Here is a 26283-nt window from a genome sequence, read left to right on the forward strand (position 1 = left end):
GCTCGCTAGCTCGACGAAGGAGGCCCATGAGTCGAACCGCCGCACACCCGAGGACCACCGCGCGACCCAGCCTGCCCCTGACCCGCCGGCGCCTGGCTGCGGTGGCGGCGCTGGTCGCCGTCACGGCGATGGTCGCGGCCTTCGGGGGCTGCACCCGGGGCACGCAGGACGCGCCGGGGGCTGACGCCGGCGACTGCATCGGCCCCGAGTTCATCGGCACGCCGCTCTCCATCCGGTGCGGCGCCCTCGTCGACGACGAGGGGCGGCAGGTCTGGCTCCATGGCGTGAACGCGCGCGTCCAGGGGCTCTTCGACGTGACGTTCGACGACGGTCGCGTCCCGCTGGAGCCGATCCCGGATTTCGGCGCCGCGGACGCCACCAACATCCGGAGCCTTGGGCTCAACGCCATCCGCCTGCCCATCAACTGGAGCGGGCTCGAGCCTACCGAGACCGGCGGCTTCTCGGCGCCGTACCTCGAGCGCATCGCCCAAATCGTCGGGCTCGCGCGCGACGCCGGGCTGTTCGTCATGCTCGATCTCCACCAGGACGCCTACTCCAAGGAGATCGGCGAAGACGGCGCTCCTTACTGGGCGATCTCCCCTGCCCCGCCGGAGCGCCTCCAGGGGCCGCTGAACGACCTGGAGGCGCGGCGACTCTCCAAGCCGGTGAAGGACGCGTTCGAGACCTTCTTCGGGCCGAGCGCCGAGGGCATCCGGCTGCGCGCGCGCTTCGCGAAGGCCGCTGCGCGGGTCGCCTCGCGTTTCGCCACCGAACCCGCGGTCGTGGGCCTCGAGCTGTTCAACGAGCCGCTCGGCACCGACGAGCAGCTCGCCGCGTTCCACGCCGAGGTGCTCGCCGAGGTGCGCCTCGCCGCGCCGAAAAAGCTAGTCTTTTTCGAGCCTTCCGCGCTGCGCAACCTCACCGACCGCGCTTCGCTTCCGGCCCGCCCGCTCGGCCCCGGGACGGTGTACGCGCCGCACGTCTACACGCTCGCGTTCACCGGCACGCCCTCGTCGATCGCCGCCATGTCCAAAGAGACGCTCCGGGCTTCGAACGAGAACGCCCGCCTGGAGGCCGACGCGTGGCAGGCGCCGCTGGTGATCGGCGAGTTCGGCTTCTCGCCCACCTCCCCCGCGTTCACCGACTATGTGGCCTGGCAGTCGGAGCTCCAGGACGAGGTCCGCGCGAGCTCGTTCTTCTGGGTCTGGAAGGAGACGAGCCAAGGCTCGTGGGGCGTCTACGATCTCGTGGGGACCAAATGGGAAGAGCGCCCCGCCGTGGTGAACGCCCTCACGAGGCTCCGGCTGGAGCGCGTGGCCGGGCGCCTCGGCCGGGTCGGATACGACCGCGAGAAGCGCCGCCTCACCTTCACCTTCGAGGGCGGCACGGCGGCCGGCCGCAACGTGGTCAGCACGGGCCGCTTGGCGGGGACCGTCGACGTGAAATGTGACGGACGTGGCGTGGCGGCGGAGGGCAAGGGCCCCATCGAGATCGCGTGCGGCGGCGCCGGCTCGCACGAGGTGGTCGTGACCGTGATTCCGCGCTGACCCGCCGGGCGTCAGCGAGCGTACGAGCACACCACGGTGACGGAGGGCTTCCCAACGTGAGGGAACGCCTGCATTCGGAGCGCGGTGCTGAGACAGAAGTCCGCCGCGCACCCCATGTTGTCTTTGCTGGCCGAGACCGCCGTCGGGGTGCCGTTGGGAGCGAGGCTCACCTGGTAGGTCAGGCCGAACGAGCGCGACGGGTACTTGCACGCGAGGGTCTGGCGGGTGCACGGTGGGATCTGCGTGTTGCGGCCCAAATCGCCGTTCGTGAAGTCGCTCGACCTGCCCGGGATCGGCACCATGGTGCAGCCACGGAAGACGGGACCGGCGGGGCCCGACGGCGCGCTCGGTGCGGTCGACGGCGCGCTCGGTGCGGTCGGCGGCGCGCTCGGTGCGGTCGGCGTGGGCGATGGCCGTGAAGGGGCGCCAGATGGCACGGGCGAAGGGCGGTCCGGCGCGGTCGGCGGGCCGCCTGGCGGGTGCGACGTTCCATTGGGCGCGCTCGCGGTCGAGGCGGTGACGAGGCCCGACGGTGCGGATGACGGCGCGCCCCGAGGCGACGCGTCCGACGCGGTGGGCGGAGCGTCGCGCGCACCGCCAAGAAGCCACACGGTGACGGCCACGCCCGCGACGGCCATGAGCAGCACCGCGACCCCGAATCCGACGAAAAGCCCTCGCCCCGCGCGGCTCGGCGCCACGGCCGCCTGCGAGGCGGTCGCGAGCCCCGGGTCGACGGCCCCGTGCGAGCCTGTCGCGAACGGCGCTCCGCTACCCGGCGCCCCACCCGCCGCCTGCGACCCCGTCCCAAACCCCGCCGCCTGCGACCCCGTCCCAAACCCCGCCGCCTGCGACCCCGTCCCAACCCCCGCCGCCTGCGACCCCGTCCCAAACCCCGCCGCCTGCGACCCCGTCCCAAACCCCGCCGCCTGTGACCCCGCCCCAAACCCCGCCGCCTGCGACCCCGTCCCAAACCCACCTCCTACCGGCGTGCGCGCCCGCGAAGGGACGTGCGCGAGGAGCTCCTGGCTCGACGCGGATTGGGGCTGCGCCCACGGTCGAAGCGCGGCGCGCATCTCTTCGGCCGACGCGAACCGCGCCTCGGGCCGCTTCGCCATCGCCCTCCCCACGAGCTGCGTGAGGCCTGGGTCGAGGTCCGGGACGAGCTGCTCGAGCGGCGTGATCGGCTGGTCGAGCCGCGCGAGGAAGTCGCTCGCGTCCGTCGCCTCGATCGGGAGGCGGCCGGAGAGCGCGTGGTACATCGTCGCGCCGACGGCGTAGAGATCAGCGCGCGCGTCGATCGCGCCGCCGAGCGCCTGCTCCGGGGGCATGTACGCCGGCGAGCCCACCATCGCCCCCGCCATCGTGAGCGGGGCCTCGTCGAGGAGCTTGGCGACCCCAAAGTCAAGAACCTTGACGATATCGTTCACCATCGACATGACGGTGAGGAACACGTTGTCCGGCTTGATGTCCCGGTGAACGATGCCGGCGGCGTGGGCGGCGCCGAGGGCCGCGAGCACCTGGCTCGCGATGAACGCGACGCGCTGCGGCCGGAGGCGCCCGCGCTGGATCGCGTCGCCGAGCGACTGGCCGACGAGCCGCTCCATGACGAGGAACGGCGGCTCGCCAGGTTGCCACTGGAAGTCCGTGATCTGGATGATGTTGGGGTGACCGAGCGCCGCGGCGGCCCGCGCTTCGCGCTGGAACCGCGTGAACTGGTCTTCGCGAAGCTGCCCTCGCGCCGCGTGGAGGACCTTGATCGCGACCGTGCGGCCGAGGGCCTCCTGGACGCCCTCGTACACCGCGCCCATCGCCCCCTGCCCGAGGAGCGCTCCTACGCGATAGGCCCCAGCGCCTAGCGACCTCCCCGTGAGCGCGCCATCCACGCCGCCGAAGGTATCGCAGTGAGCGCCACCGCCCGCGACTTTTTCTCGACTTTCCGTACGCTCGGGCTACCACTCGCTCGGCCACTGCCCCGGCCCGAAGCGAGCGCTGATGTCCGAGCCCAAGGTCCCCCCTACGCCCCGGGCCACGAGCCCCCTCGCCGAGGCCCGGTCCGACGAGTCGGGCCGTATCGACAGCCCGGCCACCCTCGAGGTCGCGGGCGGCGGCGACGGCGAGCTGCTCCGCACGCTCCTCGCGATCCTCCCGGTCGGCGTGATCGCGTACGACATGACCACCATTCGGTACGCCAACGCGGGCGCGCTCCGGCTCCTTGGGCTCCCCGCCACGCCGAGCTCGCCTGCGGAGCTCTTCCAGTACATTCATCCTGAAGACTGGCCCGTCGCCGAGCGGCGGCGCGACGCGCGGGCTCGGGGCGAGCACACGCCGCCCGTGGAGCTGCGCCTGTGCCACACGAGCGGAGCGGTCCTCACGGTGACGGTCGACACCGTGGAGCTGCGCGCGTCGCCCGCGCCCCTGTTCCTGACCGTCCTCCAGGACGTGACCCGCCAGCGCGAGCACGAGCGCGAGCAGCGAGCCGCCGAGGCCCGGCGCGCCAGCGAGGACGAGGCGCTGCGCGAGACCCAGCGGCTCGAGAGCCTCGGCGTGCTTGCTGGAGGAATCGCGCATGATTTCAACAATTTGCTCGCGAACGTCTACGCGAGTCTCGCCGCGATCTCGCGCATCGCGGGCCCCCTCGCGGAGCGCCACGCCTTCGCGCCGCACATCGAGAACGCCGAGTGCGCGGCGGCCCGCGCGGCCGATCTGACCAAGCAGCTCTTGGTCTACGGCGGTGGGGCGTCCATCGCGCGGCGGCCTACCTCGCTCTCGGCCGTCGTCCACGAGCTCCGCGGGCTGCTCCGCGTCGCGCTGTCCAGGACCGCGACCCTCAGCGTGCACGTGGGCGCCGACCTCTCCCCCGTGCTCGCCGATCCGGCGCAGCTCCGGCAGGTCGTGATGAACCTCGTCACGAACTCCGCCGAAGCGCTGGGAGCGAAGCCCGGGCGCGTGACGATCCGCACCCGACACGCGGCCACGCTGGGCCCCGAGCACCGCTCGCTGGTCGCCCAGGCGACCGAGGCTCCCCAGGGCTGGGTGCTGCTCGAGGTCGAAGACGACGGCCCGGGCGTGCCCGAGACCTCGCGTGCGCGCATTTTCGAGCCGTTCTACAGCACCAAGGGCGCAGGGCGCGGCCTCGGCCTCGCCACCACGCTGGGCATCCTCCGCACCCACGGCGCGAGGCTGGCGCTCGACACGAGCGAGGCGGGCGGCGCGAGGTTCTCGTGCGCTTTCCCGGCCCTCGACGGGCGCGCCACGCCCGAGGTGGCCGCAAGCCCCCCGACGGCTCCGCCGAACGAGGGCGTCACGGGCACCGTCCTCCTCGTCGACGACGAGCGCCGCGCGCGCTTTGCGCTAGGATTTCTTCTGAAGAGTCGTGGCTTTACGGTGCGCGAAGCGGCCGACGGCGTGGAAGCGCTGGAGGCGGTCGCCGCGGGCGGAGTCGAGGTCGTGGTGATGGACCTCAGCATGCCGAGGATGGGCGGCCGCGAGGCCTTTCTCCAGATGCGCGAGCGGTGGCCTGGGCTGCCCGTCGTCCTCACGAGCGGGTACGGGGCGGCGCAGCTCGAGGCCCTCCCCCACCGGGAAGACCTCTTCGGGTTCCTGGAGAAGCCGTTCCGCGAGGAAGCGCTCGTGCCGCTCCTGTCTCGCGCGCTCGGGCGCCGCGTGGGGCGTTGAAGAGACGCGGCCCTCGACGGCGCGCTCGGCCGAGATGCGCTATGTCTCGCGTATGATGCTGCACTTCCCTGGCGCCCGGATGCGCCACGCGCTCATCGCCCTCGCGACCGGCGTCGCGGTGCCCGCGTGCGGAGCCACGCCGCGTCCGGAGGGCACGTTCGACGCGCCCGCCGACGCCGCGCCGTCCGCCACGGCGACCGACGCCGCCCCAGGTCCGTCTGCGCCGCCGCTCTTCAAAGACGCCGCGCCGAGCGACGCCGCGCCGCCGGGGACCGAACCGCCAACCGAGGTCGATGTCGTGCTCACCGCCGACAACGCGTACGCGTTCGGTTGGGGCGATGCGTCGAGGGTGAACACCTACCGAAACGTCGCGCCGGCGCGCCTCGCGGGCGAGATCTTCAATTGCCCGGTGGGCAACGGCCCCGAGGCCTGGGTGGTCCCTGCGGCCGACGCGCCACCGGGCGCGTTCCTCTACGTCGTCGCGTGGGCCGATCGCGCCACGTCGCAGGGGGTCATCGGGCAGTTCCGCCGCCGGGGCGGCACGCCGATTTTTACCGGCGATGGCGCGTGGGAAGGGTGCGCGACGGGCCGCGAGTACAACACGAGCTCCGCGCCGACGGTGTTCCCGACCCAGGACGTCGTGAACGAGCAGATCACGATCTGCAACGCCGGCACCGGCGACCGCACGACCTCGAGCGCCGGCTGGGTCGGCTCGACGGCTGCCGTAACTCCCAACGCGATCGGGCGCGTGGCCTTCGGGGAGGACAACTCCAACGCGGGCGGAACGTTCCAGATCGTCTGCCAGAAGGACGCGACCGGCGCGGAGGGCGTGGCCCCCGCCGCGAAGTGGATGTGGTACTCGCCGGACGGCAACGATCCCTTCCGCTACGTGGCGCCAGGGAACTCCACACGCACCTTCCTCATTTTCCGGCTGCCGGCGCGCGCCCTCCCCCCGGCACCGCCGAAGTAGCGGTCGCCCTTCCCGGCGAGCCGGCGCATGAAGGGAGCGCCTTTACAGCGACCGAAAGGCACGGTAAGCCGTCGGGTCTCTCGGGCTGGTAGCTCAGTTGGTTAGAGCTGCGGACTTTTAATCCGTAGGTCGCGGGTTCGAGTCCCGCCCGGCCCACTCTTTGGAACAGCGCACCTACGTGTGAGGTCGTGCAGCCTGGCACCTCGCCGCGGCGAGGAGCCCCTGCCATGGTGACCGTCTCGGGCGGATCGCCCAGCGCCCTGCCGTTGCGTTCTCACGATCGCTAGGCTACGCGTCCGTCATCCCCGAGCATCGCGCCTGGCTGGTGGGACTCCGCCGGCGCCCGCAAGGAGCCCATGGAGCCACACGCCGCCCGAGACCAGGACTTCGACGTCGTCATCGTTGGACACGGCCAGGCCGGCGCCCTCCTGGCGCGGCACCTGCGGCTCGCGCTGGGCACATCCGCGCGCTTGCTCGTGCTGGAGGCCGCCCCCGAGCTCGCCGACTACAAGGTCGGCGAGTCGACGGTCGAGGTCGCTGCAAACTACATGGTTCGGCGGCTCGGGCTCGGCACCTACCTCTACCAGCACCAGCTGCCGAAGAACGGCGTGCGCTTCTTCTTCGACTCGCAGGAGCGGGACGTCCCGCTCCCCGAGATGAGCGAGATGGGCACCGACAGGCTGCCCTTCCACCCGGCCTTTCAGCTCGAGCGCGCGTCGTTCGAACGCGATCTCTTGGCCATGAATCTCGCGAGCGGCGTCGACGTGCGCCTGGGCGCGGAGGTCGTGGATCTCGCCCTCGGCTCCGGCGACGCCGACCACCGGGTCACGTTCGTGCGCGACGGCGCGCGGACCACCGTCTCCACGCGCTTCGTCGTCGACGCCGGGGGGCGCCGGCAGTGGCTCTTGAAGCGGCTTGGCGTGGGGCTCCACCGCGAGACCCGCCTCAACACCGCGTCGAGCTGGGCGCGCTACCGCCGCGTCCCGGGCGTCGACTCGTTCGGCGACGCCGCGTGGCGCGAGCGCGTCCGCCACACGTCGCGGCACCTCTCGACGAACCACATGATGTACGACGGCTACTGGATCTGGTTCATCCCGCTCGCGGGTGACCTGATGAGCGTCGGCGTCGTCTACGACAAGGACCGCGTCCCCGAACGGCTCGGCACCCGCGAGGCGTTCGAGGCCTTCCTGGGCCGTCACCGCGCGACGCGCGAGCTGCTCTACGGGGCCGAGCTCTGCGACTTTCAGCAGTACGCGCACCTGCCCTACCGCTCGGACCAGTACTTCTCCGCCGACCGCTGGGCCACCACGGGCTTCGCGAGCGCCTTCGTCGATCCGTTCTACAGCCCCGGCGCCGACTTCATCGCGATCGCCAACGACTTCATCGTCGAGCTCGTCACACGTGCCTTGCGCGGGGACCGCGGGGGCCTCGTGGAGCGCGCCGACCTCTTCAATGCATACTACGAGTTCTGGTACGAGCGCACGCTGCGGATCTACGCGGGGCTGTACCCGACGTTCGGCTCGTTCGAGGTATTTCGACTGAAATACATGCTCGACTTCAACAACTACTACAACCTCGTGGTGTGGCCGTTCATGGCCGACAAGCACCTCGACGTCGCGTGGCTCCGCGACGAGCTCAGGTTCGTCGATCGGGTCATTCAAGCGCAGGACTCGATGGCCGCCCAGTTCGTCGCGCTCGCGGAGAAGCTCCGCGCGAGGGGCGAGTACCACGCGGAGAACCGCGGCCGCTGGCACAACGTGCTCGCGGCGATCGTGCGCCTGCAGGAGCGCCTTGGTCCCCGCCTCGACGAGCCGCTGCGCCGCGCCCAGGTGCAGGCGGCCTACTCGAGCGTGTTCGCCGCCGTGATCGAGCGCGCGGCCGGGCTCGGCGGGCTGTCGAACCGCAAGGCGTTCCTCGCCGAGCTCACCTTCCCCACCGTCGTGCTCTTCAAGGACATCACCGAGGCGAGCGTGGCGCGGCTCCTCGACCGCGCGGCGGCGCGAATGAAGCGCGACCTCTCTCGCGAGCTGCCCGACGCCCAGATCGCCGCGATCCGTCTGTCGGCGGGCGGCGCCGAGGTCGAGTCCGACGCCGGCCACGCCGAGGCCCTCGCGCAGCGCGCGGCGGCGTTGTGGGACGCCCGCGGCGAATCCCTCGCTCACGTCGAGCTCTAGAACCGCCGCTTCTGTCGCCTCGAAATCATGTGTTTTTTTGCAGAAATTGGCGCGCCGCGATCACTCCGGCCGGGCGTCGGCGGCCGCGTCGACCGGGGGCGCGCCGCCGTCGACGGGTCGCTTCTGGCACTCGACCAGGTCGGCCACCTTCGCGACGCCGCCGGCCTGCGCCTGAATGGCCGTGAACGGGAAGCCGAGAGAGATGGCGTCGCAGGGCTTGTTGGGATCGCGCTCGCCGCTCGCGAGCAGATCGAGGTTTCCAGAGACGAACTGCTCGACGAACGCGTAGTTCGGATCGGTCTCACAGATGCCCACCAGGCGGAGCCCCTTGATCACGTCGTCGCGCTTCGCGCGCCCGGCCACGACGCCGTCGGTCGCGCGCCAGAGCCCGTCTCTGCCCCGCGCGAGCTTCGCCGTCACGAAGCCCTTCTGGATGGTGAGCGGGTACGCGGTCGCGAGCGCGCGCTGCCCGGGGAACCAGAACAGCGTGTTGTCCGGCAGCGTCACGAAGAGCACGCCCTCACGGACGAACGCCTTGGCGTCGAAGAGCTTCGACTCGGGCAGGGCGCCGTTAGGGCCGAGCGGCCCGGCCAGGGCGGTGTCGCGGATCTGCCACTTCTGGTCGGAGTTGAAGCACGGATGGGTCTTCCAATCGTCGGACCCGCAGTCCCACGGGAGCAGGGTGTCGAGCCCGGGTGAGGGGTAGAAGTCGACACGCACCTCGTCGTCTTCCGAGTCGCCGTTGTAGCCGGAGATGCGGAAGAGGTAGTTGTACGCGCCCACGCAGAGCGCGCAGTTGAAGCCGTCCGAGTTCAGGCCGTACGCCTTCGAAGTCTCGGGCGCCACTGCCGCCTGGTAGCCCAAACGACCAAAGGTGTTGTCGCGGCAGTAGGCGCCGTCGAGCGGCACGCCCGAGGAGACGGGCTTGCAGGACAGGTTCGTCTGCCCCGGGGTCTCGCAGGTCTCGGAGCCCGTGCACGTGCCGTCGAGGTCGAAGCCCACGTTGCGCCACGCCTCGGGGTCGAGCTTCCCCTGGTCGTTGAGCGAGCCGGTGTTGAGGGTCTGGAAGGCCAGATAGAACGGCGGGAGCACGCCGGGGTTGCCGGCGGCGGGGCGGTCCTCGACGCGAGGGAAGCGCGCGCTGAAGCAGCTCGAGGGGGAGTCGGCGGGGCCGCTCCAGTAGCCGACCCCGCCTCGTCTCGCCGCGCCCGCGTCGACGCCGCCGGAGTCCCCGCCAAGTAAGGACGAGTCGTACACGTTGCAGGCGTCGCTGAGCGACGCCGAGAGGCCCGCCGAGAGCGCGAGCACCGCGACGAGGCTCGCGCGCTTGAAGGCTACGCTCGCGGCGGGCGCGGCGGGCGCGGCGGACGTGGCGGACGTGGCGGACGGCGTTCGTGAAACCATGCACTACGCAGAGTAGACGAGCGCGCGCGGCTTGTCGCGCCATCCCCCGCGGCACCGGTTTGGCGTCCGCGAGTCGTCAAGGAGGCGCGCTCGGGCGAGATCACGGGAGGGCACCGAAGAAAATGTTCGCGCCAGGCACCGGGCAGCGCAGAATGCCGGACCGGCGCGGGAGCCGAGAGACGAGGGGAACTGGTGGAGGAAAAGATCATCGACCTGCTCCTCGACCGGGAGGCCTCGCTCGAGAAGCGGGTGGCCGCGGCGATCGTGCTGGGCGAGGTGGGCGCGAGCAGCGCGCGGGCGGCGGTCGCGCTCGGCGAGGTGCTCGACTCGGACGCGCCTCTCTTGCAGCAGCGGGCGCTCGAGGCGCTCGCCCGGGTGGGGGCCAAGCGCTCGATACCCAAAATCATTCCGCTCTTCGCCTCGCCCTCCGAGGACGTGCGCCGAGCGGCGCGCGCTGCGGTGGCGAGCTTCGGCGAGGGGGTGGTGGGCACGCTCCGAGAGCGCCTCGCCGGCCCCGAGGAGCGCGCGGAGACGGTCGAGCTCGCGGCAGACGCGGCGAGCGAGCTCACGTTCTCGGCGCTGCTCCGCGGGCTCGCGTCGGCGACCGGTGACGCGGCGGGCTCGGCGGCCCTCGTCGTCAAGCAGCGCGTGAAGGACGCCGACGAGCGGACCCGCAAGACCTACCTCGCCGAAACCGAGAAGCTCCTCGCCGCGCAGGCGCGGGCGCGTGGCACGAGCGCGGCGCTCGCTGGCACCATCCGCGTGCTCGGCACCCTGGAAGACCCCCGGACCCTGCCGACGCTACTCAGCTACGCGACCTCCAAGACGGCCGACGCTTTGGTGAAGAAGGAGGCGATCCGCGCTGTGGCCTCGGCCCTGCGGGGCGATCGCGCACCCCCGAAGGTCGTGGACGCGCTCGCCACCGCGGCGGTGGACACCGACGACCGCTCGCTTGCGCAGGCCGCCCTCGAGACGCTCGACGGGCTGTCGCTCGCTCCGGAGTCGATCCGGCGCCTCTCTCGCCTGCTGGCGAGCCCCGATCCCGAGCACGTTCGCTTCGTCATCGATCTGCTGGCGCGGGCGCCGGGCGGCGAGGCCGCGAAGCTGCTCGTCGAGGTCCTCGCCAGGCTCGACCGCTCGTTCGCCGGGCCGGCCGCCTCGGCGCTCGAGGGCAAGGTGCACGCGGCGCCCGCCCTCGCGCGCGCGCTCCTCGAGACCCAAGATCGCGAGCGCGCGTGGACGCTCAGCGCGGTGCTCCGTCCCCTCGCCAAGCAGCTCCCGCTCGGTCTCCGGAAGGAGCTGCTCGGTCACGCGATCGATCGACTCGCCTCCGGCGAGCGCGGGTGGGAGGCCGCGCTCGACGTCGCGCGCGACGCCGACGCCGACGCCGTCGCGAGCGCGCTGCGAGCCACCGCCCACAAGCTCGTACGGGCGCGCAGCGTCGACAAGGCGCAGGTGGTGCTCTCCTTGCTCACGAAGGGCGAGCTGTGCACCCCCGAGGATCGCTACCTCCAAGCCTCCCTGACGCTCCAGCGCATGGCGCTCGACACCGAAGAGGGGACGCGCCAGGCCGACGAGGCGTTCGGCGCCTTCGAGCGGCTCGCCGAGGAGGGGTTCGACGTCTCGCGAGCGCTACGCAAAGATCGTAACCTCGACCTCGAGCACATTTTCTACGTGGGCTGCCACCTCGCGGACGCGGGGCTCCCCGCCGGCCGCGAGCTGCTCGACGACGTGCGCGCGCGGGGAGGTCGGGCCCGAGTGGCGCGCTTGGCGAAGGCGAAGCTCGAGGCGATCTCGGCGAAATGAAGCCCGGTCTACGGATCGGGTCGGCGCGCTCGTGAGGGCGAGGCGACGCGATGGAGCCCGGTCGACGGATCGCGTCGGCGTTTGGGGGCGGGTCGGCGAGCGCGCGCCTCGAGCGCTCGCCCTCGGCCATGTTCGGCGCTAGAGCGAGCGCATGGACATCTTCCGAACGTCGATCGCGCGTCTCCTCGAGAGCCGCCGAGGGGAGCGGTTCGCGCCCGTGCGTGTCTCACGCGACCTCGCGCAGCGGCTGAACCGCACTCTGGGTGAGCCGGCGTGCAACGCGGACGAGCTCGAGCGACGGCGTCAAGCGGCCGCGCGCCTCGAGGCCCTCAAGGGTGCCCCGGCGCCCGCGCCAGAGGCGGCGCCGCAGGCGCCGGTCGTGATCTATTACGAGCGCGATCGGAACGCCCGCGAGCTCGCGCGCATGGAGGATCTCCTCCGGGCCAAGGGCATCACCTACAGCCTGCTCGACGTCTCCGGTGACGCGGCAGCGCAGGCCTTCGCGCAGCGGGAGGCACGCGTGAAGGCCGACGACCTCCCGGTGGTGTTCGTTGGGCCCACGGCGGTGGGCCCCTACCCCGCCCTCGTGACCTTCGACGTCTCCGGCAAGCTCGCGAAGGCGCTCCGAGGCGGCTGAGCGGCCGTGAAGCTGCGCTCGTTCAAGCTCAACTTCGCCGAGCGCCGCGCCCGCGCGGTGCCGGCGACGGACGCCGCTGGCGCCCCCTTCGTCGAGGTCCCGATCGATCTCGTCGGCGAGGAGGGCGACGCGGCGCTGTCTGCGAGCGAGCCGCTCCGCGCGTGGTTTGGCGAGCGCGCTTCTGCCGCTGGCGCGGCCGTGCGGTCCATCTCGTTCGACCTCCCCCGTGGGCGCGCGTTGGCCACCGTCCGCGCACCGGACGACCGGGTCGAGGCCGTGCGGGTCGACGAGCACGCGTGCCCCGAGCTCTTCGACCTCGCGCGCTCGCTCACGCCCACGCTCTGCAACCTCGCGCTCCGCGTGCTCGCGCGGCGACCTACTCCCGGGTGAACCCGACGCTCGTGCCGAGGTGGCCGAGCCGCCGCGCCTCGAGGCAGGTGGGTGAGCCGACCTCGACGACGCGGCAGCCGTCGGGGCGCACGTCGTACACAGCGCAAGGGAACCTCCCGGCGACCGAGAGGTCGAGGGCGCCGCAGCGCACGCCGTCGTTGATAACAAAGCGAAAGTGCGGCGGTTTTTCGTATACGACCGTGAGGCGCCGCAGGCGCTCGTCGCCCATGCGGAGCTCGTCTGCCTCGAGCAGCGTCACCGTGTTCGGCCCGTGGTGGCAGCACCGGCCGCACGCGACGCAGTCCGAGCCGTCGAGCCGCGGAGGGCTCAGCTGCGGGCTCAAACGCGGTCTCAACGGCTCAGTGCGATCGCCGGCCACGGCAAGACCTCCAGCGCCGGCGACAGCTCCGCGAGGCCGCGCCGCACCTGCTCGATGGTGGGCCGGTTCTTCGGATCGCGTCGCAAGCAGTGGCTCGCGAGCCCGGCGACGCGCTCGAAACCGGCGCGCGCCGCGAGCTGCGAGAGCTTCGGCGGCCCGCCATCGTGGACGAGGTGGCTCGAGACCAGCGCGACCTGCTGATCGGCGTCGAAGAGCACCTCGCCCATGAGCACCTCGAAGAGCAGGCAGCCAAAGGCGTAGACGTCGGCCGCCAGCGGTGAGGCGTCGGCGGAGTGGACCCAGATCTCGGGGGCTCCGTAGGGCCCGGAGGCGCACCCGGGACGCAGCTTGCGCCCCGACAGCCCGAAGTCCACGAGCACCGCGACCTCCCCATCGCGCAGCACGACGTTGGAGGGCTTCACGTCGAGGTGCCCGAGGCCCGCCTCGTGCATCACGGACAGTCCCGCGAGGAGGTCGCTGAGCGCGCGCAGGGCTCGCGGCATGTCGAGGGCGAGCGACTCGACGGCCAGCTCGAGCGAGAGCCCCTCGACGAGCTCCATGACCAGGATGGGCTTCGGGCGCGCGGCGAGGTCGAAGTTGACGAAGCGGGCGAGGTTCGGGTGCGGGGGGAGGCCCACGAGCGCCATCGCCTCCGACCGGAACATGTCGAGGAACTGCTCCTCGGAGACCGACCGCGCCACGCTCGCGTCGTAGTCGGGCACCTTCAGCGCGAACCGCTCCGCGTCGGGGTCGTGGCGATCTTCGAGGCGGTTGGCGACGAAGACCGAGCCCGAGCCGCCCACGCCGAGCGGGCGCTGCACGAAGAACGCGCCGAGGGCTCGCCGCGCCGGGAGCCACGACGGCAGCGCCTCGCCCTGGACCACGCGCGCCCGCTCGTCGGCGCGCGGCGCCTCGACCGGCAGGTCGGAGAGCCGGCTCGCCGTCTTGGTGACGAGCGTGGCGAGCGCCCAGGGCAGCCCGCGCGTGAGCTCGGCGAGGGTGGCGGCGAGCGCCCCGGAAGCGACCCGCTCACCCGCCACGAGCGCGCGCCCCACGACGACAGAAAGGAGCCTCACGCCCCCGGAGACGAGCCGCGACTCGCGGCGGAGCGTGCGTTTGCCCGCGGGCTCGAGCCTCATGCGTGCCCCTCGAACGACCTGCGCGAGCGCGACGACGGCGGCCTCGAGGTTCTGGACCACCTCGGCGTCGGGCATCGCGCCCCCGCCCATCCCGCGGAGGGCGTCCGCCTTGGAGAGCACCACGAGCGCGGCGTGGAGTCGCACCAGCACATGCCGGAGCGCCTCGGCGCGCGCGGAGCCCTCGGAGACGAGGTCCTCGGCGAACCGCCCGAGCGCGGCGACGCGGACGTCGACCGAGTTGGCCGGCCGAACGAGCGGGAACGCCTGCTCGGCGTCGGGCGGTGGCGGGAAGAGCGAGTCGTGCGTCGCGGCCGAGACGCGCGCCTTCGTCGGGGTGACCGTGTCCGCCCCGAGGAAGCGCACGTACTCGGCGAGCATGTGGCGCATGTCGGGGTTCATGGACGCCTCGCCGAGCGCGACGAGGTCGGTCCCGGTGGAGAGGCTGTCGACCGCGCAGAGCACCGCGTCCGCGACGTCGAGCTCTTCCGCGCGGACCAGGGCGTCCAAGCACCGGGCCAGGGTCGCGATGAACGCGCGACGCAGCATCGGCTCGGGCCCCCTCGCGACGCGCTCCAGCACCGCGAGCGCGGTCGCTTGCCAGCGCGCCTTCTGGCGGGCCGACTGCGCCGGATCGTCGTTCGAGCTGGACGCGTCCCCGTCGACCAGGTGGAGGAGCGCCCGAATCCGCACGAGATCGAGCGCGCCCGCGGGGCTCTCGCCCTCGCGCGCGAACTGGCGGGCGAGCATCCAGGAGCCCAGGTGCTCGCGCAGAGCGTCGAGCGCGGACTCGCCCGCCGCGACCTTCTCCTGGCTCGTCTCGAGCCGCAGCAGATCGGCGAGGACGTTGCGTTCGAGGAGCGACGCGTCGAGGTCGCGCAGGACGCCGAGCGCGACGCGCCGACCCGCCGCGGCCTCGCGCCGAGTCCCCTCCTGGGCAGCGTCGAGCGCGGCCACCGCGACCTTCGTGGCCTCGAGCAACGCCATGCCGCGCGAGTGGGCGGGCTGCGCGCCTCCGGATGCGAACGCCGAGAGGGCCCGCTCCACCTCGCGCCGCAGCGGCTCGCGCTTTCGCGCCGCGCCGGAGAGGTCGAGGCGCAGCTCCTCGCGTAGGCCGTCGTCGTCGACGTCGGCCGTGGACATCGCGCCGAGGACCTTCTTCGCCGCGCCGTCGCAGAAATGGCTGCCGCCGAGCTCGTCACGGGTCCAGAGCACCGACTCCGCGACGTCTTGCGGGGCGCTCCGGAGGGCGAAATCGAGCAGCAGGTACGCGGCGTCCGGCTCGGCCTCCGCGACGCGCGGTAGGCCCCACACGAACGCCCCCCCGATGCCGGGGTCGAGGCCCGGGAGCGGGCCGCGAAAGAGCCGCGCGGCCATGCGCTCGGCGTCGTCCGGTCGCACGGCCGCGTACGCGGCGATGGAGGTCGCCGCGCGCCGCCACTCGGTGGGGGTGAGGTCGGGCGAGACCGAGCTCTCGATTTCTTCCCGCGTTCGGGGGCTCCATGGCGCGATGAGGCCGCGGGCGACGGCGACGTGGCGCCAGACGAGCGACTCGCGGTCGGCGAGGAGGCGGTCGAAGGCCGCGCCGATCGCGTCGCCGCGAAACACGCGGAGCGCGTGAGCGTCGCCGTGAGCGGCCCGCTTCGCGGCCTCGCGCGCGGCGCGCTCGAGGAGCCTGGCCGCGAGCCGGCGTGACGGCAGGGACCGGGTCGAGGGGGCGGTGATCCACTCGCGGGCGAACTCGCGCCGAGAGACCAGGGCGAGCGCGAGCGGGCCGTCGGCGACCCCGAGCATCAACGGGAGCTCCGTGACGAGGGAGACGCGCGCGTGCGCGCCCGCGGACGCGAGCCCCTTGCCTCCCGAGAGCGCCATCACCGTGGCCATGGCGACGAAGGTCTCGGCGTTGCCCGAGAAGAGCCGGGTGAGCACGCGGCGCCCCAGGTCACGCTGCGCGGGACCGACGGGCAGCGCGGCGGCCAGCAGGAACAGCGCGCGGCCCGCGGCGGGTGGGGCCAGCCAGTCGAGGTCCTCGACGAGCCCCTCGGAGAGGGCCGCCTTGATTCCCAGCGCCAACAGGTCCGGGTTTAGGCCTTCCAGCGGCCCGGGCCCATCGTCGACCCGTGCCCGGGCGAGGGCGGTGACCGCCTGGCGGAAGGCCACCCTGCGCTCTTCGACCGACCGCTGGTGCAGGTCCACGAGCGACTGAACGTACAGACCAGGATCTTTCACGTTGGCCACACCAAGCATCGCACGCCGTCGAGTGACATTGCAGCATTCGGGGCCAAAAAAGACACCGAAGGCGATCCGTGGTAAGGCACGCCCCACGACGCGCCGGCGCGTCCGTGTGGCGGCGCCCTTGCCCGCGCCTCTTCCTCCGCAACCCACGAGAAGTCCTGATTGTACTCGACAAAGTAACGAAGCGCTTCGGACCCAAGATCCTGTTCGAGGACGTCTCGATGCAGTTCGATCCGCAGAAGCGTTACGGCCTCACCGGGGCGAACGGCGCCGGCAAGTCGACGCTCCTGAAGATGCTCGCCGGCGAGGAAGACACGGACCAGGGCTCGATCACGATCCCCTCGAACCTTCGGCTCGGAGTCCTCAAGCAGAACCACTTCGAGTACGAAGAGGAGCGCATCCTCGACGCGGTGCTCATGGGCAACCGGGGCCTCTGGGACGCCATGGTCGAGAAGGACCGCCTGCTCGAGGGGGAGGTCACCGACGAGGTGGGCATTCGGCTCGGCGAGCTCGAGGGCGTCATCGCCGAAGAGGACGGCTACACGGCGGAGAGCGAGGCGGCGGGGCTGCTCGTGGGCCTGGGCATTCCTCAGGAGCACCACGCCGACAAGATGAACACCCTGGCGGGTGGGTACAAACTGCGCGTGCTCATCGCGCAGGTGCTCTTCGGCAAGCCTGACGTCCTCCTACTGGACGAGCCGACGAACCACCTGGATCTCGAGTCGATCGCGTGGCTCGAGCGCTTCCTCCTCGACTACCGGGGCACGCTCGTCGTCATCTCGCACGACCGGCACTTCCTGAACGCGGCGGCCACCCACATCGCCGACGTCGACTACCAGACGATCACGGTCTACACGGGCAACTACCAAGACTTCGTCGAGCAGAAGTACGAGAACAAGCAGCGCGCCGAGCAGCAGAACCAGGCGGCGAAGAAGAAGATCGGCGAGCTCCAAGGGTTCGTACAGCGCTTCGGCGCGCACGCCTCCAAGTCGAGCCAGGCGCAGTCGCGCATGAAGCAGATCGAGAAGCTCAAGGAGGAGGTGGGCTCGCGCGGGCAGAAGCGTTCGAGCCTGGTGCGCCCCTTCATTCGGTTCGAGTTCGAGAAGCCGAGCGGCCGCGACGTGCTCCGCATGGAGGGGGTCGACAAGGCCTTCAACGTCGAGACGCGCAGCGGCGCGAAGGAGCGAAAAGTCGTGTTTCAGCGCGCCGCGCTGCACCTGAACCGCGGCGACCGGCTGGTGGTGACGGGCCCGAACGGCGTGGGCAAGTCCACCCTGCTGAAGCTGCTCGTCGGCGCGTACGCGGGCCTGGACGCCGACACCCGCAAGGACGTCTACACGCCCGACGCGGGAGAGGTGCGCTGGGGGCACGACACGAGCGTCGGCTATTTCGCCCAGGACACCCACGAGGCCCTCGGCCGCACGGGCGCCGGGATGAACGCCTTTCAGTGGCTCTACCAGTGGGACACGAACGCCCCACAAGAGCACATCCGCGGCATCCTCGGCAGGCTGCTCTTCCAAGGCGAGGCCGCGCTGAAGAACACCGAGTCCCTCTCCGGCGGCGAGTGCGCTCGCCTGCTGCTCGCGAAGCTGCTGGTGCTCCAGCACAACGTCCTCGTGCTCGACGAGCCCACGAACCACCTCGACATCGAGTCGATCGAGGGGCTCCTCGACGGGCTCAAGCTCTTCAAGGGGACGCTGGTCTTCGTCAGCCACGACCGGCACTTCGTCTCTTCGCTCGCGACCCGCGTCCTCGACCTGCGCCCGAAGGAGAGCGCGGGCGCGGACCTGGTCGACTACGGCGGCACCTACGACGAGTTCCTCGAGCGTGAAGGCCGCGACCTCCTGCGGCGCTAGCCCTCGGCTGCCGAGAACGACGCCCGAGAGGCGCGCCTTTCACGCGGAGCTCTCGTATTCTGTTGTGTCCACCAAGCCAGCGCGCCCCACGAGCCCCGCATGCCCCCGAGAAAGGACGACCGCTTCGCTCCGACCGTGATCCACGGGCGGCCTGGAGAGCCGCTCACTGAGCGGTTCGGGAGTCCGCACGCGAGCCCCCGCCTCCCCGACGACGCGCGCGAGCCGGGCGAGGGGCTGCGCCTGCCCTCGCTGCTCCGGTTGGGGGAGGAGCGCGCCCTCGCGGAGGGCGGCATGGGGGTCATCACCGTCGCGAAGGACCCGCTGCTTGGCCGCGAGGTCGCCGTGAAGACGCTGCACCGCCATCTGTCGGCGGAGCCGCCCGTACGCCGGCTGTTCCTCCGCGAGGCGCACGTGATGGGGCTCCTCGAGCACCCGCACATCGTGCCGGTCTACGACGTCGGGGAGCGCGAAGACGGGCGCCTCGCCCTCGTGATGAAGCTCATCGAGGGCCGCACCCTCGCGTCGATGATCCGGGCGCTGCCCAAGGGACCTATCGACACGGGGACGCTCTACGTGTTGCTCGAGGTGATCACCAAGGTCTGCGACGCGCTCTCGTACGCCCACGATCGCGGCGTGCTCCACTGCGACGTGAAGCCCTCGAACGTCATGGTGGGCGACTACGGGCAGGTGTACCTCACCGATTGGGGCATCGCGCGCTTCGAGGCGAGCGGGCGTCCCTCCGTGCCCTCGGGCGACCGACCGGACTCACCGCCCTCCAACGAGCCGACGGACGACCCCGCTCCAAACGTGGTCATCGGCACCCTCGCGTACCTCTCGCCCGAGCAGGCGCGCGGGGAGCGCTCCACGCTGGACGAGCGGGCCGACGTCTTCCTGGTCGGGGCCGTTCTGTACGAGCTCCTCGCGCGGAGGCCGCCCTACCCCACCCGGGAGCCCGCCGAGGCCGTGGCCCAGGCGAGCGCGTGCGCCTTCCCACCACCGAGCGCCGTCGCCGGCGCCGCCTCGGTGCCCGCGGAGCTCGAGCGGATCGTGCTGCGCGCGATGGCGAAGGAGCGCGGCGAGCGCTACGCGAGCGTCCGCGGGCTGCGCGACGACCTGTCGCGCTTTCTGCGGGGCGGGGCCGAGTTCCCACGACAGGTCTTCCGAGCCGGCGACGTCATCGTCCGAGAGGGCGACGCGGGCGACGCCGCCTACATCGTCGCCGAGGGACTCTGCGACGTACGCAAGCGCGTCGCGGGCGGCACGGCGGTCGTGAAGACCCTCGGGCCAGGCGACGTGTTCGGCGAGATGGCGATCCTCACCGCCGGGCCTCGGACGGCGAGCGTCGTCGCCGTGGAGGACACGACCGTCCTCGTGCTCACGTCGGAGGCGCTCGAGGACGAGCTCGCCGCGTTGAAGCCATGGATGGCGAGCCTCCTCCGGACGCTCGCGAAGCGCTTCCGCGAGGCCGACCAGCGGCGCGTCACGGCGCTCTCCGCCCCCAGCCCCGTCCGGCTCGCCAACTACATCTTCATGAAGCTCTCGACGTGGGGCACACCGGCGTTCGGGGGCGGCCGGCAAGTCGCGTGGTCCGCGCTCGCGAAGGAGATCGAGGAGCAGCTCGGCGTGCCGGCGCTCTCCGCGTGGCAGCTCGTGAGCCTCTTCGGGCTCTTCGACCTCGACATCTACGCGGACACGGTGGTCATGCGCGATGAGGCGAAGGCGCGCGCCACGCTCGCCGCCGAGCTCGGCCACCGGGTCTAGCAGCCTGTTGATAAACGGACACCGAGCCCGCGCGTCGTCCGCGCGGCATCGGGCAAGGCGCGATCCGAGGAGCCCGCTTTTGCAGGTGAGCAGGCACCGGAGGATCGCAACGAAGCCCGTGCCGATGCGGCGGCGCGCGGGCGACGGGAGCTTATCAACGGGCTGCTAGTCCCCTGGAAGCGTGATCCCTTCCAGAAGTCGCGCGGGTTCGGCCTTTCGCCACAAGGGAGCGAGGGGGTGTCCCGTTTTCGGCGGCGGTGGGAGGATACTCATGTTCGAGGGTCGGCGTTCTCGCGCAGTCACCCCCGAAACCACTGTCCCCTGAGCGCAAAGCGCCGCCTCCACCGCGCGGAACGACGTCCGAGTTGAGGACGGGCCCGCCGCCGCCGAAAACGGGGCACCCTCGCTCCCCCCCTCGCTCCTCGGCATGACACCGAAGACCGGACTTCTGATACGAACCACGACTCCAGGGGACTAGTCCCCTGGAAGCGTGATCCCTTCCAGAAGTCGCGCGGCTCGGCCTTTCGCCACAAGGGGAGCGAGGGGGTGTCCCGTTTTCGGCGGCGGTGGGAGGATACTCATGTTCGAGGGTCGGCGTTCTCGCGCGGTCACACCCGAAACCACTGTCCCCTGAGCGCAAAGCGCCGCCTCCACCGCGCGGAACGACGTCCGAGTTGAGGACGGGCCCGCCGCCGCCGAAAACGGGGCACCCCATCGCTCCTCGGCATGACACCGAAGACCCGACTTCTGATACGAACCACGACTCCAGGGGACTAGCTAGAGCGCCGCCGGTCGATACGTTGGCGCTCGACGGGCTCACGCGTCTCGCGCGTACTCGGCGAAGCTCTCGCTCGGCTGCAGGCTCTCGTAGATGCGCGCGCGCGCGACCCGGACGCGGGCGTCGCCGAACGACGCCGAGGCCGCGTCGAAGAGCCATTTCGCGAGGCGCTCCGACGTGGGGGTGAACGGGAACACCGAGAGCTTGATGCCGCCGGGGAGCTCGTTTCGGGCGCCAGCGAGCTCGCCCGTCAGCACCGGCGGCGCCTGGCCGAGGTGGCCGAGCGTCTCGCGGCGCGAGCTCACGAGGGTCTCGCCAAGGCGGGCGAGATCCGACCGCGTCTCTTCGAACGAAGCCGCGCCAAGCGCGAGCGAGTGATCGAGCAGGCGGAAACATGGGTCGAGCAGCTCCTCGTGGACCCGGTCGAAGTCGACCACGAAGCCTTCGGCGTCGAGCTCGCTCGCCTGCAGCATGACCTCGAACCGCCAGGTGTGGCCGTGGAGAGAGATGCACGGCCCGCGGTGGCCGCGGACGTGGTGAGCAAAGTGAAGGTGAACGCCGCAGCTCGCTCGGTACATGCTCAACCTCGGAAGACGACTCGGGACACGTCGTTCTCGCGGAGCACGAGCTTCCGGAGGCCCGGCAGCTCGGGCGCGAGCTGTTGCCAGATCCAGGTCACGAGGACTTCGCTCGTGGGGTTCTCCAGACCTTGGATATCATTAAGGTAATGATGATCGATGCGATCGCGCGTGGGCTTCATCGCGCGCTCGATTTCGGAGAAGTCGAACACCCACCCCGTGGCCGGATCGAGCGCGCCGACGATGTGGATGTCGAGGTAGAAGGCCAGCCCGTACACGTTGTGGCAGGGGTGCTCTGGCGGAGTGCGCGGCAGACGGCGCGCCGACTCGAAGCGGATCGTGTGGATGAGCTCGTATCCTCCGGTGGTATCGGCCATGCGGCTCCTTAGCGCTTTCTCGGCCGGCGTCGCGGGAAAAAGCACGCGTGCTCGCCCGCCTCGACTAGAGTCCGCCGCCGATGAAACAGGCTGAGCTATTGCACCTCGCGACGCTCGCGGGGCTCACACTCGAGCCCACCGAAGAGGCCCGCATCGTCGCCGATCTGAGCCGCGTGCTCGCCTACATGGGTGAGCTCGCGGCAGTGGACATCGGCGCGCTGGAGCCCCTCGAGAGCCCGAGCGAAGGAGGGGCGCCCACGCGCGACGACGTGGCTCGCGCCCCGGACGCCGCGTTCCGCGAGGCGGCGCTCGGCGCCGCGCCCGAGATCGCAGGCGGCGCGTTCGTCGTGCCCGCATTCCTCGACTGACCCGCACGCGGGAGGCGCCCAATGCTCGAGACCGAGTCGATCACCAGCTTGGCCGCGCGAATCGCCCGCGGTGAGGTCCGCGCGGAGGACGCGTGTCTCGAGGCGTTCGCCCGCATTCACCGGCACGACGGCGAGCTCGGCGCGTTCCTGACGCTGACCGAGGAGGCCGCGCTCGCGTCGGCCCGCGAGGTCGATCGCGATCGGGAGGCGGGCCGCACGCTCCCGCCTCTCGCCGGCGTGCCCATCGCCCTCAAGGACTCGCTGTGCACGCAGGGGGTGCCTACGACCTGCGGGTCTCGCATCCTCGAGGGCTGGGCGCCGCCGTACGACGCCACGGTCGTCGAGCGTCTCCGCGCCGCGGGGGCGATCCTCGTCGGGAAGACCAACATGGACGAGCTCGGGATGGGCTCGTCGACCGAGTACAGCGCGTTTCGCGTGTGCCGAAACCCATGGGACCTGGGGCGGACACCGGGCGGCTCCTCTGGCGGGAGCGCGGCGGCGGTCGCGGCGCGCATGGCCCTCGGCGCGCTCGGCAGCGACACCGGCGGCTCGGTGCGGCAGCCCGCCGCCTTCACGGGCACCGTCGGCCTCAAGCCCACCTACGGGCGCGTGTCGCGGTACGGGCTCGTCGCGTTCGCCTCGAGCCTCGACCAGGTGGGGACCTTCGCCACCGACGTGCGCGGCGCGGGCGCGCTGCTCACCGCGATCGCCGGCCGAGATGCGCGCGACTCGACCGCGAGCGCGCGGGAGGTGCCGCGCTTCGAGGACGCCTGTGGACGCGACGTACGGGGCCTGCGGGTCGGTGTGCTCGACGAGGCCCTCCACGCGGGGCTCGATCCGCGCGCGGCGGAGGCCTTCGATCGGGCGATCCGTGAGCTCGAGCGGTTCGGCTGCGAGATCGTGCGCACCTCTGCGCCGAGCCTCGCGCACGCGGTGGCGACCTACTACGTGCTGGCGACCGCGGAGGCGTCGAGCAACCTCGCGCGCTTCGACGGGGTGCGGTTCGGCCTCCGCGAGCGCGAAGGGGTTCGCCATCTCCATGAGCTCATAGGCAAATCGAGAGACCACGGGTTCGGGGCGGAGGTGAAGCGGCGCATCCTGCTCGGCACCTTCGTGCTCTCTGCCGACGCCTTCGATAGCCACTACCGCAAGGCACAGCGGGTCCGCCGCCTGCTGCGCGACGAGCTCACCCGCGAGCTCGCGCGGGTCGACGCGATCCTCTCCCCCACCGCGCCCACGCCCGCCCTACCGCTGGGCGACCACGCGGGCGATCCGCTCGCGATGTACCTCTCCGATCTGCTGACGCTGCCGGCGAGCCTCGCCGGCCTGCCCGCGCTCAGCGTCCCCTGCGGCGCGACCCCCGAGGGGCTCCCGCTCGGCCTTCAGATCATGACCCGCGCCTTCGACGAAGAGACCGCGCTCGCCCTTGGGCACGCGTACGAGCAGGTCGCGCCGCTCCGAGGCTCCCGGCCACCGGCGGCGGGCCCGCTATGATCGACGTCGAGGAGGCGCGCGCGTCGCACGGCCCCGCGCTCGTGGCGTTGTTCCGCGCCGCGGGATGCGGTTGCTTCTGCCGTTACTGGCACTTCACAGGCACGAAGAACGACTGGCTCGCTCGGCTGGCCGAGACGCCGGACGCGGGGGCGGCGGAGCTCACTGGAGCGCTCGATCGGGGGGCGCCCGACGGTCGAGGCCTGGTCGCGCTCGACCGCGAGCGAGGCGAGGCGGTCGGCTGGCTCAAGCTCTGCGCACTGGCCGAGGTGCCCAAGCTTCGAGTGCAGGGCGCGTACCGGGGCCTCGATCTGGAGGCCGGCGGCGCGCCGCTCGCGATCGGCTGCGTGCTCGTGCACCCCTCGAGCCGACGCTCGGGCGTCGCGGGGGCGTTGCTGGCCGGAGCGGTCGCGCGCGCACAGGCCGAGGGCGTCGTGCTCCTCGGGTTCCCTCGCCGAAGCGCCGCGCCGCTCTACGACGAGGCTGCGTTCGCGGGGCCCGAGCGCGCGTTCGAGGCCGCCGGTTTCCGCGTGGCGCACGATTCGCCCGCCTACCCGGTCTACCGCTTCAACCCTCGGGAGTAGCCCGGTCTACCGCTTCAACCCTCGGGAGTAGCCCGGTCTACCGCTTCAACCCTCGGGAGTAGCCGACACGGGGCCGAGCCAACATAGGCCGGGCGCTAGCTTGGCTAAGCTACCGGCGCGGTGGCTCGTCGGCGAACCAGCCCTCGGCCTCGAGCAGGCCCGAGGAGAGGCCGAGAAAGAGCGCGCGCGCCGCGCTCGGATCTCGCCCGAGGAGCGCGTCGAGGGTGGCGCCTTGAGTGGCACGGCGCACGGCGTCCTCCTCCGCGAAGGTCAGGCGGAGGCCCTCGAGGGTGCCGGCTGCGCCGGGGAGCGGGCTCGCCGTGCGCACGGGACCACGCACGGCGCTCACGTACCGATGGCACTCCTGGTCCGTGTAATGTGCACGCACTCCCCGCGCGACGAGGTCGGACACGTGGAACGCGAGGGGCACGGTCTCCTCGTGAGATCGGACGCCGTGCTCGAACGTCAGCTCGCCGCTCGTCCAGGAGAAGACCTCCAGGATGCGGGTCTCCACCTGGTCGAACACGGCGCGGTAGAGCTCCACCGGGCGCAGCACGCCGGTGCCGACGAGCGCGTCGCCGAGGCGGCCGCCGAAGCGGGGAAGCATCTCGAGCGCGCGCTCGACCTCCACACGCAACACCGAGCCTTGCGCGATGAGATGCGCGCCGAGCAGCTCGCGCGGCTCGGTCGAAACCACGAGCTCCGGGACGCCGTCGACGAAGTAGATCTTCTTGCGCACTCGGGGCGTGCGGCCCACGAGCACCCCTGTCTCGCGCTCGGCGGCGAGCCGATACAAGAGGCCGGGCAGCCCGCGACGCGAGAAGGGAGTGCGCGCCGCCGCGGTCTCCTCCGGCCCGCGCCATCGCAGCGCGGGGCTGGAGACGAACCGAGAGAGCTCACGGTACGCGACGAGCTCCCGCGGCGGGCCTCCGTCGCGGGCGACGCGCGACGCCGGCGGCAGTCGCCCGGTCACGACCAGCTCCACGAGCCGCGCGAAGGGGACGACCTCGCCCGGGCCCTCGCTCGTCACGATTTCGTAGCGTGACGCCGGCGCGCCGAAGGGATCGTCGGGGGGCGGCGGCGGGAGCGTGCTCTGTCGCCTCGATGACGGCACGAGCGGGGCCGCCGGCCCTCCGGGGGCGGGGGAGAACAAGCCGAGGACATGCGCCACGCGGGCGAGCGAAGCAGGCGTGAGGTGCAGCCGGCGTCGTCGGACGAGCTCCTCGAGCGCCTCGGCGAACGCGGCGGCGGACGCGAAACGATCGGCCGGCGCGGTCGCGAGCGCGCGGTAGACAATCCGCCGGAGATCCTCGGGGATCGTCGCGCTCGACCGCTCGAACGCGGTGAGATCGCCGTCGCGGATGCGCTCGAGCACACGCACTTCGTTGCCCCCGCCGAAGAGCGGCGTCAACGTGAGGAGCTCGCCGAGGACGATGCCTGCGGCGAAGAGATCACTGCGGGCGTCGAGCTCGCCACCGGTGACTTGCTCGGGCGACATGTAGCCGAGCTTGCCCTTCACCTGCCCTGCGTTCGTGCGGCGCTCGAGCTCGGTCGCTCGCATGATGCCGAAGTCGGTGAGCTTCACCTCGCCGCCGCGAGAAATGAGGAGGTTCCCGGGTGAGACGTCGCGGTGCACCAGCCCGAGCGGGAGGCCTAGCGAATCGCGTGCGTTATGCACGTAATCGAGCGCGCGCAGCACCGAGAGTACGACCTGGAGGGCTACCTCCACCCCGACGGCCGCGCGCTGCGCGGCGGCGGCCCGAATCAGCTTCGCGACCGTCGTGCCCTCGACGTACTCCATCGCCATGTAGAGCTCGTCGCCCTCGTCGCCGAAGTCGAAGATCTGGACGACGTTGGGGTGGCAGAGGCGCGCCGACACGCGGGCCTCGTCGACGAACATCGCGAGAAACTCCGGGTCGTGGGCGAGCTCGGGGAGGATGCGCTTGAGCGCCACGGTCTTCTCGAACCCGTGGGGGCCGCGGCGGCGCGCCACGTAGACCTCGGCCATTCCGCCCGCGGCGACCCGCTGCTCGAGGACGTAGGGCCCCAGGGACGTTGGCTCGCTGCCCTGGACCATGAACGCATCCTAGCGAAACGCTGGCTCGAAAGGAGGTCGTCGCGGCGCAATTCGGGCCCC

19 protein-coding genes and 1 tRNA gene are annotated in these 26283 nt (G+C 71.8%); 13 read left to right on the top strand and 7 right to left on the bottom strand.

What is annotated here, in order from left to right; translation table 11 throughout:
* Positions 1 to 26: 26 nt before the first annotated feature.
* Entirely contained in the window at positions 27 to 1547 is a 1521-nt protein-coding gene (locus IPQ09_06155) for a cellulase family glycosylhydrolase (GenBank protein MBL0193801.1), read from the top strand.
* Positions 1548 to 1558: 11 nt separating this feature from the next.
* Here IPQ09_06155 and IPQ09_06160 read toward each other — a convergent pair whose 3' ends face one another.
* Positions 1559 to 3430 carry a protein kinase gene (locus tag IPQ09_06160; protein ID MBL0193802.1) on the bottom strand — a complete coding sequence of 624 codons (1872 nt, stop codon included), beginning with the start codon at positions 3428 to 3430 and terminating at the stop codon, positions 1559 to 1561.
* A 109-nt stretch (positions 3431 to 3539) separates the two neighbouring features.
* On the opposite strand from IPQ09_06160, the gene IPQ09_06165 reads away from it, so the two are divergent.
* The 4 genes from IPQ09_06165 to IPQ09_06180 all read left to right on the top strand — a co-directional run bounded on the left by IPQ09_06165 (position 3540) and on the right by IPQ09_06180 (position 8366).
* Entirely contained in the window at positions 3540 to 5222 is a 1683-nt protein-coding gene (locus IPQ09_06165) for a response regulator (GenBank protein ID MBL0193803.1), read from the top strand.
* 52 nt (positions 5223 to 5274) lie between these two features.
* Positions 5275 to 6192, top strand: coding sequence for a hypothetical protein (locus tag IPQ09_06170; GenBank protein ID MBL0193804.1), 918 nt, complete (start codon positions 5275 to 5277; stop codon positions 6190 to 6192).
* 82 nt (positions 6193 to 6274) lie between these two features.
* Positions 6275 to 6348, top strand: a tRNA-Lys gene (locus tag IPQ09_06175).
* A gap of 200 nt (positions 6349 to 6548) precedes the next feature.
* Entirely contained in the window at positions 6549 to 8366 is a 1818-nt protein-coding gene (locus IPQ09_06180; protein ID MBL0193805.1) for a tryptophan 7-halogenase, read from the top strand.
* Between the two features lie 60 nt (positions 8367 to 8426).
* Here the strand turns inward: IPQ09_06180 and IPQ09_06185 are convergent, their stop codons facing one another.
* Positions 8427 to 9770, bottom strand: coding sequence for a hypothetical protein (locus tag IPQ09_06185; protein MBL0193806.1), 1344 nt, complete (start codon positions 9768 to 9770; stop codon positions 8427 to 8429).
* A gap of 192 nt (positions 9771 to 9962) precedes the next feature.
* On the opposite strand from IPQ09_06185, the gene IPQ09_06190 reads away from it, so the two are divergent.
* The 3 genes from IPQ09_06190 to IPQ09_06200 all read left to right on the top strand — a co-directional run bounded on the left by IPQ09_06190 (position 9963) and on the right by IPQ09_06200 (position 12603).
* Positions 9963 to 11576, top strand: coding sequence for a HEAT repeat domain-containing protein (locus IPQ09_06190; GenBank protein MBL0193807.1), 1614 nt, complete (start codon positions 9963 to 9965; stop codon positions 11574 to 11576).
* 151 nt (positions 11577 to 11727) lie between these two features.
* Positions 11728 to 12213, top strand: coding sequence for a hypothetical protein (locus tag IPQ09_06195; protein MBL0193808.1), 486 nt, complete (start codon positions 11728 to 11730; stop codon positions 12211 to 12213).
* A 6-nt stretch (positions 12214 to 12219) separates the two neighbouring features.
* Positions 12220 to 12603: a hypothetical protein gene (locus IPQ09_06200; protein MBL0193809.1), complete on the top strand. Its 384-nt coding sequence runs from the start codon at positions 12220 to 12222 to the stop codon at positions 12601 to 12603.
* Here the strand turns inward: IPQ09_06200 and IPQ09_06205 are convergent.
* Together IPQ09_06205 and IPQ09_06210 are read right to left on the bottom strand one after the other, a co-directional pair.
* Entirely contained in the window at positions 12590 to 12946 is a 357-nt protein-coding gene (locus IPQ09_06205) for a YkgJ family cysteine cluster protein (GenBank protein MBL0193810.1), read from the bottom strand. The genes IPQ09_06200 and IPQ09_06205 overlap by 14 nt on opposite strands.
* 8 nt (positions 12947 to 12954) lie before the next feature.
* A complete protein-coding gene (locus IPQ09_06210; GenBank protein ID MBL0193811.1) occupies positions 12955 to 16347 on the bottom strand; it encodes a serine/threonine protein kinase in 3393 nt (1130 codons plus the stop codon).
* Positions 16348 to 16574: 227 nt separating this feature from the next.
* On the opposite strand from IPQ09_06210, the gene IPQ09_06215 reads away from it, so the two are divergent.
* Together IPQ09_06215 and IPQ09_06220 are read left to right on the top strand one after the other, a co-directional pair.
* A complete protein-coding gene (locus IPQ09_06215; GenBank protein MBL0193812.1) occupies positions 16575 to 18209 on the top strand; it encodes an ATP-binding cassette domain-containing protein in 1635 nt (544 codons plus the stop codon).
* 99 nt (positions 18210 to 18308) lie between these two features.
* Entirely contained in the window at positions 18309 to 19970 is a 1662-nt protein-coding gene (locus tag IPQ09_06220) for a cyclic nucleotide-binding domain-containing protein (GenBank protein MBL0193813.1), read from the top strand.
* Positions 19971 to 20786: 816 nt separating this feature from the next.
* On the opposite strand, the gene IPQ09_06225 is transcribed toward IPQ09_06220, so the two are convergent.
* Together IPQ09_06225 and IPQ09_06230 are read right to left on the bottom strand one after the other, a co-directional pair.
* The gene (locus IPQ09_06225) at positions 20787 to 21326 is read right to left on the bottom strand and encodes a 6-carboxytetrahydropterin synthase (GenBank protein ID MBL0193814.1); all 540 of its coding nucleotides are present in this window, start codon (positions 21324 to 21326) and stop codon (positions 20787 to 20789) included.
* Between the two features lie 2 nt (positions 21327 to 21328).
* Positions 21329 to 21703, bottom strand: coding sequence for a 6-carboxytetrahydropterin synthase (locus tag IPQ09_06230; GenBank protein ID MBL0193815.1), 375 nt, complete (start codon positions 21701 to 21703; stop codon positions 21329 to 21331).
* A gap of 80 nt (positions 21704 to 21783) precedes the next feature.
* On the opposite strand from IPQ09_06230, the gene IPQ09_06235 reads away from it, so the two are divergent.
* The 3 genes from IPQ09_06235 to IPQ09_06245 are packed head-to-tail and all read left to right on the top strand — an operon-like array spanning position 21784 to position 24146.
* On the top strand, positions 21784 to 22071 hold the full coding sequence (locus tag IPQ09_06235) for an Asp-tRNA(Asn)/Glu-tRNA(Gln) amidotransferase GatCAB subunit C (GenBank protein MBL0193816.1): 288 nt from the start codon (positions 21784 to 21786) through the stop codon (positions 22069 to 22071).
* Between the two features lie 21 nt (positions 22072 to 22092).
* Positions 22093 to 23565, top strand: coding sequence for an Asp-tRNA(Asn)/Glu-tRNA(Gln) amidotransferase subunit GatA (gene gatA / locus IPQ09_06240; GenBank protein MBL0193817.1), 1473 nt, complete (start codon positions 22093 to 22095; stop codon positions 23563 to 23565).
* Positions 23562 to 24146 (top strand): N-acetyltransferase, encoded by a 585-nt coding sequence (locus IPQ09_06245; protein MBL0193818.1) that lies wholly within the window; start codon positions 23562 to 23564, stop codon positions 24144 to 24146. The genes gatA and IPQ09_06245 overlap by 4 nt, the downstream gene beginning before the upstream one ends.
* Positions 24147 to 24255: 109 nt before the next feature.
* Here IPQ09_06245 and IPQ09_06250 read toward each other — a convergent pair whose 3' ends face one another.
* Positions 24256 to 26223 carry a serine/threonine protein kinase gene (locus IPQ09_06250; GenBank protein ID MBL0193819.1) on the bottom strand — a complete coding sequence of 656 codons (1968 nt, stop codon included), beginning with the start codon at positions 26221 to 26223 and terminating at the stop codon, positions 24256 to 24258.
* Between the last annotated feature and the right edge of the window lie 60 nt (positions 26224 to 26283).

This window comes from Myxococcales bacterium (genome assembly GCA_016720545.1).
Classification (GTDB): Bacteria; Myxococcota_A; Polyangia; order Polyangiales; family Polyangiaceae; genus JAAFHV01.